Origin of the sequence: Clostridium sp. SM-530-WT-3G (assembly GCF_012843905.1) — a bacterium.
GTDB lineage: Bacteria > Bacillota > Clostridia > Clostridiales > Clostridiaceae > Clostridium.
This window is the reverse complement of the sequence record NZ_JABAGC010000004.1, coordinates 107,900-129,094: the sequence shown is the minus strand read 5'-3', so window position 1 is coordinate 129,094 and position 21,195 is coordinate 107,900. Positions and strand designations below refer to the sequence as shown.

At 28.4% G+C, this 21,195-nt stretch carries 12 protein-coding genes; 9 read left to right on the top strand and 3 right to left on the bottom strand.

All coding sequences use genetic code 11. The features are described from left to right. Positions 1-144: 144 nt before the first annotated feature. The gene (locus HF850_RS03205) at positions 145-348 is read right to left on the bottom strand and encodes a hypothetical protein (RefSeq protein ID WP_169104039.1); all 204 of its coding nucleotides are present in this window, start codon (positions 346-348) and stop codon (positions 145-147) included. A gap of 295 nt (positions 349-643) precedes the next feature. Between HF850_RS03205 and HF850_RS03200 the strand changes: the two genes are divergently transcribed. Together HF850_RS03200 and HF850_RS03195 are read left to right on the top strand one after the other, a co-directional pair. After that, positions 644-2,032, top strand: coding sequence for a hypothetical protein (locus HF850_RS03200; RefSeq protein ID WP_169104038.1), 1,389 nt, complete (start codon positions 644-646; stop codon positions 2,030-2,032). A 289-nt stretch (positions 2,033-2,321) separates the two neighbouring features. After that, on the top strand, positions 2,322-2,975 hold the full coding sequence (locus HF850_RS03195; RefSeq protein ID WP_169104037.1) for an NAD(P)H-dependent oxidoreductase: 654 nt from the start codon (positions 2,322-2,324) through the stop codon (positions 2,973-2,975). A 163-nt stretch (positions 2,976-3,138) separates the two neighbouring features. On the opposite strand, the gene HF850_RS03190 is transcribed toward HF850_RS03195, so the two are convergent. Beyond that, positions 3,139-4,041, bottom strand: a complete 903-nt coding sequence (locus HF850_RS03190; protein ID WP_169104036.1) for a DMT family transporter — start codon at positions 4,039-4,041, stop codon at positions 3,139-3,141. Between the two features lie 385 nt (positions 4,042-4,426). Here HF850_RS03190 and HF850_RS03185 point away from each other — a divergent pair, with 385 nt between their 5' ends. After that, positions 4,427-4,594, top strand: a complete 168-nt coding sequence (locus tag HF850_RS03185; protein ID WP_169104035.1) for an aspartyl-phosphate phosphatase Spo0E family protein — start codon at positions 4,427-4,429, stop codon at positions 4,592-4,594. A 199-nt stretch (positions 4,595-4,793) separates the two neighbouring features. Here the strand turns inward: HF850_RS03185 and murB are convergent, their stop codons facing one another. Next, positions 4,794-5,687 (bottom strand): UDP-N-acetylmuramate dehydrogenase, encoded by an 894-nt coding sequence (gene murB / locus HF850_RS03180; protein ID WP_169104034.1) that lies wholly within the window; start codon positions 5,685-5,687, stop codon positions 4,794-4,796. A 359-nt stretch (positions 5,688-6,046) separates the two neighbouring features. Between murB and HF850_RS03175 the strand changes: the two genes are divergently transcribed. The 6 genes from HF850_RS03175 (at position 6,047) to HF850_RS03155 (ending at position 21,192) form a co-directional block, all read left to right on the top strand. Next, positions 6,047-7,762: an SGNH/GDSL hydrolase family protein gene (locus HF850_RS03175; RefSeq protein WP_169104033.1), complete on the top strand. Its 1,716-nt coding sequence runs from the start codon at positions 6,047-6,049 to the stop codon at positions 7,760-7,762. A gap of 104 nt (positions 7,763-7,866) precedes the next feature. Then, entirely contained in the window at positions 7,867-9,624 is a 1,758-nt protein-coding gene (locus HF850_RS15615) for a glycosyl hydrolase 115 family protein (protein ID WP_243159377.1), read from the top strand. A gap of 42 nt (positions 9,625-9,666) precedes the next feature. Further along, complete coding sequence (locus HF850_RS15610; RefSeq protein ID WP_243159376.1) at positions 9,667-10,782, top strand: hypothetical protein; 1,116 nt, start codon at positions 9,667-9,669, stop codon at positions 10,780-10,782. A gap of 330 nt (positions 10,783-11,112) precedes the next feature. Next, positions 11,113-13,290 (top strand): SulP family inorganic anion transporter, encoded by a 2,178-nt coding sequence (locus HF850_RS03165; protein WP_169104032.1) that lies wholly within the window; start codon positions 11,113-11,115, stop codon positions 13,288-13,290. Between the two features lie 256 nt (positions 13,291-13,546). Further along, positions 13,547-14,713 carry a hypothetical protein gene (locus HF850_RS03160; protein WP_169104031.1) on the top strand — a complete coding sequence of 389 codons (1,167 nt, stop codon included), beginning with the start codon at positions 13,547-13,549 and terminating at the stop codon, positions 14,711-14,713. Positions 14,714-14,964: 251 nt separating this feature from the next. Next, the gene (locus HF850_RS03155) at positions 14,965-21,192 is read left to right on the top strand and encodes a M60 family metallopeptidase (protein ID WP_169104030.1); all 6,228 of its coding nucleotides are present in this window, start codon (positions 14,965-14,967) and stop codon (positions 21,190-21,192) included. The last annotated feature ends 3 nt before the right edge of the window (positions 21,193-21,195 follow it).

The window sequence follows — 21,195 nt, the reverse complement described above, 5'->3', positions numbered from 1 at the left end:
AAATAATTCATAGTAATATATAAGTAAACGCCTCAAGTTGTTAAAATTTGAGGCGTTATATTTTTATAAGTTGATTAGTTAAGTAAGAGTATTAAATTGTATCAGTGAATTAAGGATATTTAAAATGATAAACTTAGATTCTTGTTAATCATTTTTTGAATTATCTGACCTTCTTTGTGATTCTTTGCTGAAATAAAATGTAACAATAATTAAGAAGATATTAGTGTAATCAGAAGAGAGTTTGCCTTCAACTGATAATATTACGAAACCTATAGTAATGGCAATAGAAATTAGGAATCTGCCACTAGTTAATTTTAAAAACAATCTGTCTTTCCAATTAATATTCATATTAATGCCTCCTTTTTAATATTTTTAGAAGGTTTTAATTGAGAAAATATTCAGAGTTGATGATTCATAATGTTTAATAAATAGAATTTTCTTAATTTATTATATGTAAAACTTTAGAATGAGTAACTTAAAATCTATTATAGAATAAAATTTTAAAGAGTATCTTGAAAGTTATGATGAAGCATACTAGAAAAAATAGTATAATTAAAGAGGTTTAAGTATTAAACTTGAAAAATAGATATTAATATTGTCCATTGACAGAAATTTAGATACTTAACCTTTGGAGGAATACAAAATGGATAGAGAAGAAAGTGATTTATTACCAGGAGGACTGGTGACGTGCCTTATTAATAATAATGAGGTAACTGTAGTTAAATTATCTCCTAGAAAATTAACTGTACGATTATGTGAGGATATTGAAGAGTTTAGAAAAATAGCTGGGAATGCTAATAATACAGAGTATTCTCAATTAATAAAAGAGAAATTTTCTTTAAAGGCAGTTTTTTATAATTTTGATAAATATAAATATGAAGAAATAATAATCAATGATTATGAAATTGTGTCTAGAGAAGAAAAAGAATTTTATGTGACTTATGGTTTTTTAATAAATAATCAAGAATATAAAGAGAATGTAAATAGAATTTTTAGAGATTATTCAAGTTATGTAAGACTTAAGAATTATGGAATAGATAATGAATATTCTGAAGAAATGGTAGGATATCCAGCAGAAGAGGATTATGATTTCTATGATTTTTATTCTACTCAAAAGAAAGAATGGATGTCTGAATTAGATTATTCTATAGATTCTTTAGAAAATGTAGAACTTGCTGTAAGTCTTCATGATGATAATTTATATAAGAAGTTTATTGAACTAAATATTCAGTCATTTAAAGATTATTATTTGCGTGAAAATCATATAGAAAATCATAAGATATTTAGTAAAGATATAGATAGAGTATATATAGGAAATGAATTTTGCCATAACTTATTCCCTGAAGTTAATCTTCTTATAAAGATGATGGATAAAGCAGAAAGTAATAATTTAAATATTACATTATGCTTTACTTATTTGAGAGATAGCCTTATTGAAAAGACAGAAGAAATAATAGATAAGGTGTATAACTGGTGTAAAGAGAATAAGAAGCAAATTGAGATAGTAATAAACGATTGGGGAATGATTGAATTATTAAAAGATAAGCAAGATTATATAAACATATGTTTAGGTGTACTTTTGAATAAAAGAAAAAAAGATCCTAGATATATGTATAAAAAAGGCTATAAGGAGAATAAAAACCTAATAGCTGAAAATAGCTTAAATAGTACTGTTTTTAGAGGATTTTTAAAGGATAACAAAATTGAGCGCTATGAGTATGAAAACTGTGGATACAGAATGGATATTGCAGAGGGAAATCACAGTATGCATATACCTTTTTATGTTACAAATACATCACAGTATTGTCCTCTTTATGCCATGTGTAAACATCAAAATAGAGGAAAGCAGGAGCTTGTCACGAATTGCCCAAAGTACTGTAAAGATTATGTGTTTTCATATCCTAAGCACTTAAAGATGGTAGGAAGATATAATTCTTTATTTGCTTTTGATGATACTCTTTTAAAGGATAAAAATAAGCTTGAGTATTATATAAATAGTGGTATAGATAGAATTGTCATGAACTTCATATAATTAATTTATTTAATTTTTCATTAATAAATAGTCATATAAAATTTAAATAATAGCTCTCATTAAAATAATGGGAGTTATTGTTTTTTATAAAAAACTTTAATGAAAATTACTCTAGGGTGATTGATGAAGTGCTAGTTGTGCAAAGGTTAGAATCTATTGAAAAGTGTGAATAGTGTTAGCAATGAAGTATAAAATCATATAGAATGGCATAAAATAACTAAAATTAAAATTATATGTGATATTTTTATGATAAAGATTATTGCAATAATTATAGAAAATGAGGTGTCCTATGACAAAAAAATTATTATATATAAGTGTGAATTCAAAGCCGGAGAATTTATCATCTTCAAAAACTGTAGCAAGAACATTTATAAATAAATTTTTAGAGTACAATAAGGATTTTCAATTAGAAGAAATAGATTTATATAAAGAACATATACCTAGACTTCAATATGAATATTTTCAAGATAGAAATTGTGTTATCAGTGAAGAGGATGCTAAAAAACTTCCAGAAAAAGATCAAAAGGAAGTTGCAAGAATACGTGAATTATGTGAGCAGTTTATGAGTGCTCAAATGTATGTAATAGCTGCACCTATGTGGAGCTTATCATTTCCAGCACCGTTAAAAGAATATATAGATTGTATAGTTCAAAACCATATGACTATAGATTTAAAGGCAGGAAAAAAGCCTAAAGGACTTTTGGATAATGTTTATAGAGGTCTTGTTTATGTACAGTCATCAGGTGGAAATATACCATGGATTCTTGATCCTGTAATGGATAAGGGTGAAAATTATGTATCAAGTATAATGCGAACAATAGGGATAAGAGATGTTATAGAATTAAAGGTTGATGGTACAGGAACAACACAGGAGGAAAAAGAAAGCGCTATAAGAAAAGCCGAATCTAAAATGGAAAGTATTCTAAGTGATTTGATTTTTTAATAAATATTATGAGCTTTAAAAGGCTAAAGTATATTTGAAATTATAATTTTATTAATTAAATTCATTTTTAGTATAAAATATAAAAAATAACCCTAACAGATTAATTAAGGTTTACTTACAAAGTATACTGTAAGATAAATAATCTGTAGGGCTATTTATTTTGTTATTGTTTATTTAATCCCATTTTTTGAACTCCCCATACTCCAATAATTATCATAATAGAAGATATTATTGAAACAAGGTCAGCGCCTTCATGTAAGAAGACTATTCCAGCAAAAACAGATACAACAGTAATTATGTTTGAAAATGCTGTTGTTCTTGCTACTGGAAGATATGTAGTAGAGTAATTCATCATTAAGAATGCTGCTATAGATGAAAGTATTGAAAGGTAGAAAATTGATACTAAGAATGTTGGAGAACTAAGAGGTTCTATAAATCTTTCAAAATGACCATAATTTTCTATAAGAGCCATTCCACTAAAGAATATTCCACCTAGAACAAACATAAAATATGTACGCTCAAATGCTGAGAATTGTGATGAATACTTTCTACTTGTAACATTAAAGCCTACTGCAGAAAGTATAGCTCCTATTAATATAAATATACCTATTAACTGAACACTTCCTGTACTGCTTTCTTGAAATGCCATAAGAACTACACCTGCAATTGATAGAATACTAAATACAACTTGCATGAAACTTGGAATTTCACCAAGAAATAGTGCACCAAATGCTAAAGAAGCAATAGGAACAAGGGCAATCATAACTGCTGAAAATGTTGCAGTAGTATATATAAGTCCATAGCTTTCACATATAAAATATATTACTGGCTGAAATAACCCTATTAATAAAAGAGGCATTATATTTTTTCCTTTAATATTAAATTTAACTTTTTTTGTAGCAATAAGCAAAGTCATAACTACTACAGCAGTAATAAATCTGTATGCTAATAGTATTGATGGAGAAGCAGCGCTCAGTCCCATTTTAGAGAATATAAAACTGAAACCAAAGATAAAATTCGCCATAAATGCTGCAGCCATTGCTTTGTTTGTATTTGTTTTATCCATAATTTAACTCCTTATTTTAATATATTTAAAGAACAACAAAATAAATTTTAGTATTATTAGCTATATAATTGCAAGTAATATTTATAATGATAAAGAGAAAATTTTATGTCGAATCAATAAAAAGTACATTTAAATAGCATTAATAAAAAATTTAAGGATTAAATTTTTGTTATAAAATACCGATATACAATATATAAAATATAACAAAATATATATTATTATGAAAATTAGGAATAGAATAACGAAAAATTAATTAATTATTAATATTAATGAACAAATTATAAAAAATATTTAAAAATAATGAATATTATTAATGGTTGTTTAGATCTTTTGGATATACAAAAATTGTTGTTAGTGTATTATTATGTGTAAGGGGGCGTATGAAGTGAGTAAGAGAATACGACTGAGAATAAAAATAGAAAATTTAAGAAGATTAATGCATGAAGTCATTGAAATAGAAGAAAATTTACTGCATTGGAGAGTTATAGAAATAAGTCAAGAACTTGATATAGTTTTAAATGAGTATAATAGAATGTTAAATTTATATGTTTAAATAAATATTAATTATATATTAATTAGGAATTTAATTTTTGTAAGAAGAATTGAATTCTTATTTTTTGTATTAGTTGATAGAAGAAGGATTTGCAGTAGTAATAAAGTATATTATTTGATTAATAATAAAACTCCATGTACTTTCAAATTAAAGATTACATGGAGATTTTTATTTCTATATAAGTGTGTGTTAAGAGTAATTATATAAATTCAACTTCTGTTTTTAAATTTACTTTATATTTATCGTAGACTTCTTTTTGAATATATAGTATTAGGTTTTTTAAATCTTCAGCAGTTGCGTTATTTTTATTTATTAAAAAGTTTGCATGCTTTTCAGAAATAGCTGCACCACCAATTGAAAAACCTTTTAGTCCTAAATCATCTATAAGCTTTCCAGGAAAATATTCTTCATCCCTCTTAAAGATGCTACCTGCAGAAGGATATTCAAGAGGTTGCGAAGAAAGTCTTTTACTTTTGCACATATCCATAGTTTCTTTCATTTTTTCACGATCACCCTTGTGTAGTTTTAAGACACATGATAATACTATAAGTTCTTTATCTTTAATAATTGAATGTCTGTAAGACATGTCTAATTCATTTTTTGATAAATCATATATGTTATTATCTTTATCACATACACATGCAGAAACTAAAACATCTTTTATTTCTGAACCATAAGCACCAGCATTCATAACTATAGCTCCACCTAATGTAGCAGGTATGCCACTTAATTTTTCTAATCCAGAAAGTTCTGCATTTAATGCTTTCATAGCAACTAGAGGAAGTGGGGCACCACATTCGCAATAGATATTATTTTCATATATTATTATATTTTTCATATTCTTAGTTGTAATAAGAATTCCAGAGTATATACCATTATTAAATATAATATTACTGCCGTTACCAATAATAGTATATTTGTAATTGTTTAATCTACAAAAGTGAAGCATATCTACTAATTCATCTTTACTTTCTGGTAAAAGTACAATATCAGCAGAGCCTTTTATTCTAAAAGTATGATATTTAGATAAATCTTCATTTACTTTACATCTATCTTTATATCTATTTAAAATTTCATTGTAATTAGTATTCATTGTTAAGTAACCTCATTAATCATTATTTCTTCTATATTTAATATAATAATTTCTTATTGGTATTTTTTCAATAGTTTATAATGGGAAAACTATTTGTATTTAAAATTTTAGTAAAAATTGTAAAATTATTATGTATAGTATATATTAATATATTTCTATAAATATATTAATTGCAAAATTAAAGAAAAATATAAAGATTATTAAAAATTGTATTATGATTAATTTTGTCTATATTGTATTAAAATTTTACCATTTTATTTTACCAAAAAAGGTAAGATATAAGTATGGATATAATATAACCTAAATATATAAGATAATTTTCAATTATTAAGCCCATTATGGATGTAGGAGGCATAATTATGAGTAATAATGTACAAGGCGGACCGAAAGCACCAAAGGATCCACAAAAGAAGAGAAGTGGATTTTATATAATGATTGATAAAATGATAGAAGCTACTGCACGTAACAATGGTAAACCTTCTCAAGATGTTTATCTTGATCAAGGAAGATTAGCTTCTAATGCTAATTTCATTGGTGGAGTTGAGAATAAGGAAATATTAGAGTATTTAAATAGTTGGGATGGAGTAAGAAAGATTGTTCATAGTGTCGGCATATGCGTAAATGCATCAGAAGAAACTGGTCGTATAGATTTTGTATTTCATAACTATGGAAAAAAGGATGCATATGGTGGAGGTACTATAATTAAAGTACCTTGCACTAACGATGGAGTTGAAACTGTAATAAATTTAGATGATTATGAATGGTCAGATAATGATGATGTAGTAGGAATGTTTGCATTTGAGTTTGAAAAACCAGGACTTTGTGCGCAAACAACAGTAAAGATTTATCTTAATGATGGATATGAAGTACCTGAAATTGAAATCGATCCACCAGTAGATTTTAATAGTGAAAACTACAAAAATATGATTTCTAAATCTTTGTTAAATATTGAAAATAACAGAAGGCTTAAAGCTGCCATAGACAAAGCACAAAGAGGGGAAGATGTAACTATAGCATATATTGGAGGGTCTATAACTCAGGGAGCAGGAGCAAAGCCTATAAATGTTAACTGTTATGCTCATAAATCATATGAAAAGTTTAAAGATATGTTTGGAAAAGGTAATGGAGATAATGTTCATTTTATTAAGGCTGGAGTAGGTGGAACTCCTTCAGAACTTGGAATGATACGTTATGACAGAGACGTTCTTAGAGATGGCACAGTAAAACCAGATTTAGTAATAGTCGAATTTGCTGTAAATGATGAAGGTGATGAAACTAAGGGGAATTGTTATGAAAGTTTAATTAAGACAATTCTTAGTGCAGATAATAATCCAGCAGTAATATTGTTATTTGCAGTATTCTATGATGATTGGAATCTTCAAGAGAGACTTTCACCAGTTGGTAGATTATATAATTTACCTATGGTAAGTGTATCAGATGCAGTTGTAGACCAATTCAAGTTATCGAGAGAAGAAGGAAATGTTATAACAAAGAGACAATATTTTTATGATGTTTTCCATCCTACTAATGATGGACATACTATTATGGCAGATTGTATTGCATATTTATTTGAAGAAGCAGCTAAAAATCCTTATGATGCAGAAGATATATCATTAGATAAAAAGCCAGCTATAGGAGCTGATTTTATGAATATTCATCTTATAGATAAAAAGGACAATAATTGCAATGCAGAAATAGAATATGGCAGCTTTGATGAAACTGATAAAGATCTTCAATGTGTAGAAATGGATACAAATTTCTTAGGTACAATGCAGTTCCCATATAACTGGATGCATGGAAAAAACTCAGGAGATGAAAGATTTAAATTAAGAATAAATAGTAGAAGTCTTTTATTAGTATTTAAGGACTCTGGTAGTGAAGAATACGGCAAGGCTGATGTTTTTGTTGATGGAAATTTAAAAATTACATTAGACCCTAAAGAAGTGGGATGGACACATTGTAATGCTATCATTTTATATCAAGAAGAAATATGTAAGGAACATAAGGTGGAAATAAAGATGGCTGAAGATAGTACAGATAAGTTATTTACAATACTTGGATTTGGATATAATTAAAAGTTAATAGATTTGAAAGACTTAAGAACTCAGTATTTAGAGTTCTTAAGTTTTATATAAATGAAACTAAAAAATGTATTTGATTAAAGTAGGAGGTTAGTAAAATGATAAATAACAATAAAGATAAAAATATTAAATTTAATGTAAAAGAAGATGAAGAATTTAAAATAAGGTTGGTGGCAGATGGAAAAGCTGCACCAATTATAATAGATAATAAAGGTAAAGATTATAAAGGATTAAAGCTTGTAGCAGATTCTTTTGCAGAGGATGTTAACCTTGTTTCAGGAATTAAATGTGATGTGGTTACAGACATAAATAATTTAAAATATATGATAATTGATACTCCAGTTATTATTGCAGGCTCAATAGGAAACAATGAAGTTATTGATTTGTTAATTAAAAATAAAGTTATTGATGTATCTGAAATTAAAGGTAAACGTGAATGTTACAAAATAGAAGTGGTGGATAAGCCTATTGAAAATATAAAGAGAGCAGTAGTTGTTATAGGTAGTGATAAAAGAGGTTCTATTTATGGGATTTATAATATTTCTGAGCTTATGGGGGTAAGTCCATGGGTTTATTTTGCAGACGTTATGCCTAAAAAGAGAGATGAAATTATATTTGATAAATCTGAATTAAATAAAACATCAAAAGAGCCATCTGTAAAATATAGAGGATTTTTCTTGAATGATGAATGGCCTTCTTTAGGATCATGGGTAACTAATACCTTTGGAGATTTTAACGAATTATTTTATGATAAGGTATTTCAGCTTATTTTAAGATTAAAGGGAAATTTCATGTGGCCAGCTATGTGGAGTGCTGTATTCAGTGAAAATGGAAAGAGCAATCCTTTAGCCAATGCTGAGTTGGCAAATGACTATGGAATAGTTATGGGAACATCACATCATGAATCTATGTTTAGAGCAGGGGAAGAATGGAAAAACATATGTAATACATATGGAGATAATAAAGCATGGGATTTTAGAAGTAATAGTGATGCTATTTCAAAATTTTGGGAAGATGGATTAAAGCGTAATAAGAATTTTGAAAGTCTTATTACTGTTGGAATGAGAGGAGAGCAGGATTCTGCATTAGAAGGAACACAAGAAGAAAATATTGAACTTTTAAAGAAGATTATTTTAACTCAAAAGGAAATGTTAAAAAATCAAGGTTTAGGAAATGCACCACAAGTTTTAACTATATATAAGGAAGTAGAAAAATACTGGTATGGAACTAATGATACAAATGGTCTTAGAAATTGGGATGTACTTAATGATGTTACTATAATGCTTGCAGATGATAACTTTGCTAATGTACGTACTCTTCCAGCACCAAGAGAAAAGGATAGAAAAGCAGGTTGGGGAATGTATTATCATTTTGATTATCATGGAGGACCAATTTCTTATGAATGGGTAAATACAACGCCATTAGAAAAAATATGGGAACAGATGACAATGGCATATGAATATGGTGTACGAGATATATGGATTGTTAATGTTGGAGATTTAAAACCAATGGAATTTCCACTTTCATATTTTATGGACCTTGCATATGATTTTGATAAATGGGGAACAAATGGGTTAAATAAAACTGATGAATATACTAAAAGGTGGGTTAAACAGCAGTTTGGAGATTTTATCTCAGATAATAAAGATGAGATTATAAATGGAATTGCAGACGTACTTGAGGGATATACAAAAATGAGTGGATTTAGAAAACCAGAAGTAACTTATACGACAACATACAGTTATTCAAATTATAATGAGGCTCAAAGAGTGTTAGATATGGCAGATAAATTAGAAAGTGAAGCTCAAAAATATTATGAATCAGCTTCAGATAAGTATAAGGATTCATTTTACTAGCTTGTTTATTATCCAGCAGCAGCTACAGCAAATGTTGTAAAAATGCAGATATATGCAGGATTTAATAATTTATATTATAAACGTAAAAGTGTACTTGCAAATATTTATTATGAATTAGTGGAAGAATGTAAAGCTAAAGATATTAAAATGCAGAAATATTATAATGAAACAATGTCAGATGGTAAGTGGAAGGGAATGATGAGTTCACCTCATATAGGATATAGACAATGGGAACCAGATAGTTGGACATACCCTGAGACATGTAAATTACATTTAAGTGATGAAAGTGTAATGATTGTTAATGTAGAAGGTTATAGTAATTGTGATAATGGTGATTTGGTACTACCACACTTTACAAATACAAAGAAAGAAACTTATACATTAATCATAAGCAATGGTGGAAATAATGAATTTAATTATAATATTGAGACAAGTGCAGATTGGATATTAGTTGATGAAAAAGCTGGAATCGTTAGGGATGGAAATCGTATTAGAGTTTCAATAGATTGGGATAAAGTTTCTAAATCATTACATGGAATGATAACTATTACTGGGGCAGATAAGGTAGTAAAAGTAGAGGTTAATGCTAAAATAGTAAATACAAATAATTTAAGTCCTATGACATTTGTAGAAGCTCACAATGTGGTTTCAATTGAAGCAGAACATATGAGTAAGAGCGTTGCAAAAAATGGAAATGAGTGGACAGTACTTAAGAATTACGGACGTACTTTATCAAGTGTTAAGGTTCTTCCAGTTGGTGTTTCTTTTGAAAAAATTGAAGAGTCGCCATATTTAGAATACTTATTAAGAGTGGAAGAAGAAGCAGATTATATATTAACAGTTTATACTGCACCAACTAATAATCTTCAAAATGATGCTAGATTAAGATATGCAGTAGCCTTTGATGATGAAGAACCAATTATAAATGATACACTTTCTAAGGAATTTATAGCTGGAGATTACAATAGTATGCACTGGTGTGTATCTGTACTTGATAATATCCATATATCAAAAACTAATCATAAATTAACTCAAGGAGTTCATAAATTGAGATTTTATGCAGTAGATGCAGGAGTTGTACTTCAAAAGCTTGCATTGAGTAGAGGTGAATTACCAGAGTCATATTTTGGACCAGAAGAAAGCTATTATATAGAATAATTTTAAATGGAAAAGTAGAAAAAAGGTTATTGCGCTAATGCAATAGCCTTTTTTTGTATTAAGATAAGAAGTAAATTGAAAAACATTAGAATAAAATAGAATTTATATGTAGATATTAAAAATATAAATAATAATTATATATTCTATGAAATTCAAGAAAATTAAAAAATAAAATAGAAAAATATTACTGGTCAAAATTATAATAAGGATATATTATAGGTTAATAGATTGTTTATCAATTAATATCAAAAACTGTTTAATATGCAATTTATTTTCTATGTATTTTATAATATCTCTTGTAAAAAAATATCAGAAGGGAAGAGGAATAGAATGATTAAAGGACTAAGCGCAAGAACATTAGGACGGGATATTTTTGTAGGAATAATGATTGCTGCAATATCTATTCCTATTAGTATGGGATATGCGCAGATTGCAGGACTTCCAGCTGTATATGGTTTATATGGATCAGTGTTACCAATTTTGGTATTTACGCTAATATCTTCGTCGCCTCAATTTATATTTGGGGTAGATGCAGCACCAGCAGCACTTATAGGAGGAGTTTTAATTTCTATGGGTGTTAAATTTGGAAGTGCAGAAGCTATGAGTATAGTTCCGATATTTACTGTATATACAGCAATATGGCTTATATTGTTTTATATATTTAAGGCAGGAAGGCTTGTTAATTATATTTCTACTCCAGTTATGGCTGGATTTATCACAGGAATTGGAACCACAATTATACTAATGCAGATTCCTAAACTAATGGGATCACAATCAGGAAGTGGTGAGCTTATTGAACTTGTAGAGCATTTAGTAGAGTCATTATTTCATATTAATTATTTATCATTGGCAATGGGAATTGCTTCACTAGCTATTATATTGATTTCAAAGAGAATATCACCTAAATTTCCTATGAGTCTTGTAGTAATGATATTAGGAGCATTATCTACAATATTTTTCCATGTTGATGAATATGGAGTTGTACTACTTTCACAAGTTGATAAAGGACTTCCTAAGATTATTATTCCAGATTTTTCACTAGTTCATTTTAGTAGTGGATTTATATTAAGTCTTCCAATTGCAATTGTTATTCTTGCAGAATCACTTTTAGCAGAAAGTAGTTTTTCTATAAAGAATAAGTATAAGATAAATGAGAATAGAGAAATATTAGCATTTTCAATAAGTAATTTTGCATCAGCACTAACTGGATGCTGTCCTGTAAATGGAAGCGTATCTAGAACAGTTATGAGTGAGCAGTATGGTGGAAAGAGTAAGGTAGTATCTATTACAGCATCAATAGTTATGGCTATTGTTTTAGTATCAGCTACTGGTTTTATAGGCTATATTCCTGTACCAGTATTAACTGCAATAGTAATTTCAGCACTTATAGGTGTTTTAGAATTTCATGTAGCTGTAAAGTTATATAAAGTGAACAAAAAAGAGTTTTTGATATTTGTAGGAGCTTTTGTAGCTGTACTTATTTTTGGTACTATATATGGAGTTATAGTTGGACTTGTTTTATCATTTGCTGTAATGGTACTAAAATCATCAGTTCCACCTAGAAGCTTTTTAGGGATTATTCCAGGTAAGGACGGATTCTATGATTTAAATAGAAATCGTGATGCCCAACCCATATCAAATACTATTATTTATAGATTTAGCGGTAGTCTTTTCTTTGGAAATATTAATGCATTTCAGGATGATATTGAAGAAGCAATACAAGATGATACTAAAATTGTAATAGTAGATGCAGGTGGTATTGGAAGCATAGATTTTACTGCGGCAGAAAGACTTGAAATACTTCATAAAAGTCTTGAAGAAAGAGGAATACAATTTTATATAACAGAACATATTGGTGAGCTTAATGATGAAATGAGAAAATATGAATTAGGTCATCTTATAGAAGAAGGTGTTGTTCGTAGAACTATAAAAGCTGCTTTACGTGAAGCAGGTATGAAATCGCCTTATCCAATAGAAGGCATACATGATGGAGAATTAGATAATGAACAGAATGGATGTCTTACAATACAAGAAGAAATCCTTGAAGAGTTTGAATGGGCATTTGGTGATGATGCAGAAGAGCAGATGGAGAAACATGCAGAAGAAATAATAAAGAATATAACAAAGTTTACAGCAGAATTTACTCCAGAAGCAGATATAGATTGGAAGACACATGCTTGGAAACATCTTGGAACTTGGGATCAGGATAAGCTTCTAGAACATCTTGAAAGACACTTAAATGAAATAGCAGCAAGACTAGGTCAGCCAGTTGATGCAGTTGAAGCAAATATTATGGAACATAGAATTAAGCTTGCAGAAAAGATGCAGCAAGAAAACAGAGTATTTTATAATAGATATGTTGCAAAACGAGAAAAGTATGAAAAGTTACTTGAAAAAGAAAATCCCAAATTGTATAAGTATATTATGGACCATAGAAGAAAGCAATATGAAATTCTTAAGGAAACTAAACCTGATATTGCAGAATATATTAAAAATTGGATATATTAAAATACGAACTAAAAAATTGTACTATAATTTATAGTGCAATTTTTTTAATTACTAATCTGTATTATAGATAAAAAAATAAAAATAAAAATAAATAAAAAATCTATGTATATAGGAATATAATTAGTAAATGTATGTGTTTAATAATTGTACTATTGTTTAGAGAAATATTTAGTACATTATCTAAATTGACAGTAATTAGAGAGAAAAACTATAATTGATTAGATAAAAACAAATAAATAGGAAGTGAATAATATATATGTTAAGTGTTATTAAAACGGCAATAATAACAATAATAATATCATTTATATCTGGTGTTCTTCTTGATACATATAAGAATTTAGCACCTAAAATCATATGTACACTTGGAAAAGGTACATTGAAAAATATGAATGGCAAATCTTATAGGGAATATAACCTTACTCTGAAAAATGCTTCAAGGAAAACTTTACATGATTTAAATATTAATATACAGGATGAACTTGAAAGTATTGTTGTTAAAGATACAAGGATAAAAAAGGGATTAAGGTTTAATTTAAATAAAGAATTTAATGAATATAATATAACTGTGCCATTTTTAAGTGAAAATGATGAATTTATTGCGACAATAATAGTTGAAGAAACTAAGGGAAATAAGCCTTATGTTGCATTACGTTCTCCAGAAAAATTTAGAAAAACATATAAAGAAATAAAGAGTAATAAGAAATCATCTTCTAAGTCATCTTTTAATAGTAATTCACATGAAGGTAGCAATGGCATAGATGAAACTGCTATTCTTGATAGAAGTGATTTGACAAAAGCAAATTGTGATAAGAAGCATCATAGTACTAAAGGTATAAAAACATTTATATCAAGGAAAATAATTCTTGCAGTTATAGGAATATTAGTACTTGTGTACATAGGCATTTTGGGAATGGAAAAAGTTAAGGATGATAGTGCAAAAATAGGCTCTATAGGTAAAGCAGTTAGCACACAAAGTCAGCAGAAGAGCACTGAAAGCCCATCAGCAACTTCAAATGACAATAATAAAAATAAAGTAAATGAGCAGGTACAAGTAGAGAAAAAAACTCAAACTCAAAATAAAGCTAATACTTCTAAAGAAAAAGATACTTCAAGTACAGTGGAAGATAATAAAACAAAAGATAATGTATCAGTACAAGAAGCAAATGAAGCAATAAAAGAAAATGAAAATACTAATGATACTACTAATAATACTACTAATAATACTAATGCTAGTGCTGCTAAGAATACTATAACTAATTCTAATAACAATACAAATATTGAAGAAAAACAAAGTACAAGCAAGTCAAGCGAAGATGAAAAAAATAATACTAGCAAAAATAACTCAAATAGCAAAAATCAGAATTCTAATGTGAAGAATAATGCTGATTCTAAGTTTACGGATACTATTAATAAAGTACAGTAATAATCAAAACTTCATTTCATGTATAGTGCATGGAATGGAGTTTTTTTAGATAATTATAGATTCTAAACTGTTATTAAATATGAGTTTTAAAGAATAAATAAGGAATATATAATCAAATTTAAAATGTAGAATTAAAATCAACAAATACAAAATACTAATTTTATTAAATGAACTAAATATTTTAGATAAAAGGTCGAAAAATATACAGGATAGTTATTATTACATAAAAATAGGTAAAAGAGGAAGAGATAGTGAAAAAAATAATATCATGTACATTAGTTGCTTCCATAACAGGTACAAGTTTTGTAGCAGTTAATCCTAGTGAAGCAAAAGCTTTAGAAAATAATGATTCAGCAGTTAATAAAAATGTAAGTGTTGAAATTGAAAATATAGAAAATGACAATATTGATTTAGATAATGAAGGAATTAAGGATGATGATTTATCTAATGATAATTCAGAACAAGATAATATAAATTCAGACTCATCAGAAGAACAAACACCAGATGAGGAAACTAAAAATGAGTATGATGAGAACGAAGAAATAAATAATGATTTTGATGAAAATGATTCAAAAGAAGATAGCAGTGAAGATAGTATCATTGATAAAGAAGATTCAGAATCAGATGTGAATAATACTGAAGAAGATACAGTAGTTGATGAAATTGGAAATATAAATGAGGATTCATCATCAGATGAAGGTGAACAACCAGATGAAGATAGTGAAATAGCAACGGATAAGAATGAAGAGATAATAGAAGAAGATGAAGTATTAGAAGATGTTGATTTTCAAGATGAAGAGATAGACGAATCAGAAGCAAAATCTGTAGGTAAACTAGAAGTGGATATGAATTTCACGATGCCATTGATTGATAATAATGATTTGGATATTCAAATTGAGTTATTAAAAGATAATGAAGAGGTAGGAATTTTAGATTTATCAAAGGGAGTTATAACATCAGATTTAGATACAGATAAAAATTCTGATATAGATGAAAATGAAAATACTAAAAGTAGAAGTAAAGAACTAAACTTTGGAATAACATATAAAATAGAAAAATTCAATTATAAAAGAGAGCATATAAACAATAATGATGAAAGTATATATTATGTTAAAGTAACTTTTGAAAATCTTGAAAAAGATGTTTATGGATTAAAGGTTTCTGGTTCAGGATATTCAGAGATTAATGTTGAAGATATTAATATTATAGACTATTCAAAGAGAGTAAAAATTGGAAGTGGTAGTGCTTCAGAAGAGTCTACAGGCTATAAAAATACTTTCTTAGGTGGAGATGTAGATAATGATGGTAAGATAACTATGCAGGATTATCAAATAGTCTTTGATAAGATAGGTAGTAAAAATAAAAAGTCTGATTTAAAGAAATATGATTTAAATAGAGATGGAAAAATAGATGTAGCTGATTTATCTATTATATATGAAAATTTAGGACAGTCTAAAGAAGAGGCACAAATAGAAAATACAAATAAAATAATAGATGTGAGTGAAGTAAAATTAGAAAGTAATGCTGATTTTAATGGAAGTTCTGAAAGAGAAGTAATTGAAGACATATTATTAAAGGATAATTCAGTGGTTCAATTAGGTATTAAAAATGAAGAAGGTGAGATTGAACTTCCAAGTAAAGAGAAACCACTTACTTTATCTTTTGACCTTGAATCAGCATTTGGATCATCTAAAAAGAAAAGTAATAATTCTGGTATTGAAATGGAGCAAATTGTAATAAAAGCTCCAACAAAAGAAAGTGAGAATGCATCTTCGCCTGAAGAAGGATATATAACATATATTGATGAAAATGGAGTAAAACAAGAAGTTAAATTTAGTGCAGATAATTCAAATGATGAAGATTCAGAAGATAGCAGAGTAAAAAACAAGAAAAGAAGTTCATCAAATGATATTGTTATTGATTTAGGAAAGCAGGTTGCAGTAAAACAGATTTCAATAAATGTTACAGCTAACAGAGGAAATAAAGCAATATCTCAAATAGCTAAAATTGAGTTTTTAAATAATGTATATAAAGAAGTTCCAAAGCCAGATATGAATATTCCTGAAATTAAGACAGTAGAAACGTCAACAGAGATGCATGACGAAAGAATTACGATTTCATGGGAACCAGAGGCAAACGTTACAAGCTATGAAGTTAAATATGATAAATTAAATGAAAATGGTCAAGTAATTAAATCTAAAAAGCTTCAGACTAATAAAACAAATTTAAATATATTAGATAAAGATATAAAACCATATGATATATACAGAGTAAGTATACAGTCTATAAATGGTGAGTGGGAAAGTGGATATGAGGAAGAAACTTCAGGTCATAATGGATATGACGGAAAACCTGACAATGTTGATTCCAATTATAACCCAATAGAAAGCTATTACAAAGGTGATAAAGGGAAAGTTACAGAAATTCAAGTAATACCTCAAAGAAGTCCAGAGCAACCTAGAAACTTAACAACTGTTTCAGGATATAAATCATTTACTGTAAGCTGGGAAGACCATAGACAGGCTAGAGAATTTGATGTTTATTATAGAAAAGTAGGGGAATCTGATTGGATTAAGGCAAATGAGACAGATGAAAATGGTGAAAGACTTGTAGTATCAGAAAATAGCAGTCAAGTTACAAATCCAAATAAAGATACTTTAGTTCGCTCTCATAGCTATGTAGTAAATAAGCTAGAAGATAATACAACATATGAAGTACGTGTTACAGCAACAAATCATTTGGGAACTAGTAAAATGTCTCAAACTTATCTTGCAAGCACAGTTTCAATGCAAGAACCTAATGTTTATAAACATAAATTAATAAATAAGCCAACTTCAGAAAATAAGATTGGTGTAGAACATATTATAGATGTTGTTAATAAAACTGATGCAGATGGTGGATGGGATGTAAATGACACTAGATTAACTGTAGATTCAAAATATGCAGTTGTTGATGGTGATTTTTCTACTTCATTAAAATGTGATGATTGGGATATGGGAGCATATTACGGTGCTAACAGAGGATCTGAAATAACATTTGATAAAGAATATAAAATAGGAAAAGTTATACTTACTAAGTGCTATGAACAAGGCTTTGGTGGCTGGTTCGGAAGAGTTAAGATTACATATTGGGATGAAGAAGGAAACAAGAATGTGGCTATTACTGAATCAATTAATACTAAAACTTCTAATGGACAACAATATCATGAAATGAAGCTTGAAACTCCAATTAATGCTAAGAAAATAAAAGTAGAAACTGGTGGAGGTGGTTGGCAGACTATCTCTGAGCTTATGTTCTATGAATATGACAGTATAGAAGATGATATTAAAGATTTATATGTAGATCCATTAAGATTAAAGCTAAAAGATGATGTGACTCAAGAAAAGATAAATACATTAGTTGATAGAGTAAATACTAAAGATGCTGGAAGTAATGAATATCATCCAGATAGAGATACTTTATTAAAGGAATTAGAAAATGCACAGAAATTATTTGATGATAAAGATGTTTCTGTAAATATTAAACCTCTTGATGCAAGTATAAGAACAGATAATGTTGGACCATCTCTTGGAATGGAAAACTCATATCAAGCTTTAGGGGCAGTAGCAAGACCTAATGCTATAAATGCAGAAAAGAAAAAGAAAATAGTAGTTTATATGGGGTCTAGCGATAAAAATACTACTGTAGATATAGCATTTATTCAAAATTATGGACAACCAGGAGAATATATATCGAGAGTTACAACTATAAGACCTGGAGTAACTGAAATAGAAATACCTACTATCTTTAGTGCTGATGTAGAAAAAGGTGGTCAGGTAATGGCAAGAGTTACAGGGGGAAGTACTAATGCTGATGTAAAAATACGTTTAAGTGGAGTAGAGGAAATACCACATTTAAATGTAAATAATATTATTAATGATGTAACTAAGAAAGAGGAAGTAAAAGAAAGAATAAGAACATATATAAGACAATTAAAGGCTTATGTAAATGAATTACCTTCAAAATATCCAGATGAAGTAAGTGCCACTGATAAAGAAAATAATATATATACATATGAAAAGACAACTTCAGTATTAAATACAACAGATATTGAAGGTGATAGATTTACTCTTACTTTACCAGCAACAGAAATTCTTGCAGGAATTGAAGAAAATCTAAATGGAAATGAAGAATTAGAAGTAAATAGAGTTTATGATGCGCTTTTAGCATGGGAACAAGAAATGGAAGTGAGTTTTGCTAAGAAAGGTGTATTTGAAGAAGTTCAAGATTTTAATAATAATGGTGAAATTGATGATGAGGATAGAGGATATTTCAATAAACATAAAGCTCCTCTAACAAGATTAAATGTTAAGTATCAAAGAATGATGATGGGGGCAGCTGCATATGCGTCATCACATCATATAGGTGTAGGATTTGGAGCATCATCCTACATTCAAGGTGTGCCTTACAAATTTGATGAAAATGGTAATGTAATAAATAGAGATGAAGCTAAGTTATATGGAACTCTTATGGGACATGAAATAGGACATGCTATGGATATTTCAGATAGAATTTATCCAGAAACAAGTAATAACTTACTTGCATCTATTACCAATACAATGCTTAATGAAGATAATCCTCAAACTTCAGGTGCAATGAAGGAGCTATACAATAAAGTTACTTCAAATACAATAGGACTTTCTACTAATAGAAGCGTTGTTCTTGGAATGTTATGGCAGCCATATTTAGCATATGAAGATAATGATACATATAAGATGCTATTCACTGATTTTGATAAAGATATTTCTAATGATTCATACTTTGCAAAGCTTAATAGAGCATATAGAGAAATGAGTGATGAGGAAAAGTTAAATGGTGATAGAGATCAGTATTTAATAAGAATGACATCTAAGGTGACAGGGAAAAATTTAAGTGATTTCTATATTGCACATGGTATTATTCCAAATACGCAAACATTAAAGTATGTATCTAAGTTTGATAAAGAAGAAAGACCTATACAATATATAAATGATGAAGCTAGAAGAATGAGATTAGCAGGAAAAGCAGATATGGAAAATGGAACAACATTAACTGCAGAGTTTGGAAATGATTCAAAAGGAAATAAAATAACTGATGGTTCATATGTGGATTCTAAAGAAGTTAAAATAAATCTTTCTGTAAATAAGAGTAATGATAGAATTCTTGGATACGAAATTTATAGAAATGGTCTTCCATGCGGATTTATTGAAAGAGATAAATTAAATTCAGAAACGGTATTTACGGATACTCTTGAAAGTATGAACAATAGAGTTGTTACATATAAAGCTGTAGCATATGACTATAATTTAAAGGCAACAGAGGAAGTTGAGCTTGGAACAATTAAAATTCGTCATGAAGGTGGAGTTGATAAAAAGAGTATTGAAATAACTTCAAGTACTATAAGTGTAAATGAAGAAAAGAATAATATTCATGGAAGCTGTGCAAATGAAGATTTAAAAATGGCATTAGATAATGATGATAATACTTATTATGAAGGAAGAATGCTTAAGAATGGTGAATATAATTCATCTTTACATGGTGAAGAAATGAAGCCAGGAAATAACCCATACATAGTTCTTGATACAACGGAAATTAAGACTCTTGTTGGAATAAAGTATACAGCACCAGTTGAGAATGCAGGCTTCATATTTAAGAAGTCACAAATTTTAGATAGTGCATTAAAGGATTATAAGATAGAAGTAAGTAAAGATGGTACAGAGTGGATGACAGCAAAAACAGGTACATTAAGTGTAACTCCTGAAAATCCAACAGCTACAATTTATTTTGATGCAGATGGTACTACTGGTGGAAAACAACTGGCATCATATAATGCTAGATATGTTAGGATAACTGCTTTAAATACTAAGGTGATTTCAGCAGCAGAAATCGAACTTATAACTCCTCCAGGCGATAACATTGAAATAGGTGTTGCTGATGATAATATTAATTATAAAAATGGAATAGGAATACTTAAAGAAGATTATGCTTATCAGTTAGATAATCCAGATACTGATGAAAATGAATTTAGAGCGATTCCAAAGGGTTCAGTTATTATAACAGGAGAATATCGTGGAAATCCAGCTTTTAATGTTCCTTTAGTACTAAATCAAGATGAAAAACATATAGCAGATAAATATAATGGTTTATTATTTGCGGACGTACCTGATACTGGTGATTTAAAAGAAATTGCTGAAGGAAACTGGGTGTACTGGGTAGAGCCAGAATATGTAGATTCATTTTTAAAGGAAAATAAAAAGATATTTGCTGAATTGTATAGAACTGATTCAGCAGATGCTTCAGAAGGTGGACAAAGACTTGTAAGTGATACATTCATAATAGATGTGCCGGAAAAACTACCTGAAATATCATTAAGCAAAACTAAAGGATACAGGGCATCAAACAATTTAAAAACAATGAAAATCAACAAAGATTTAATAGATAAAGTAAGTTATAACAGATAACAA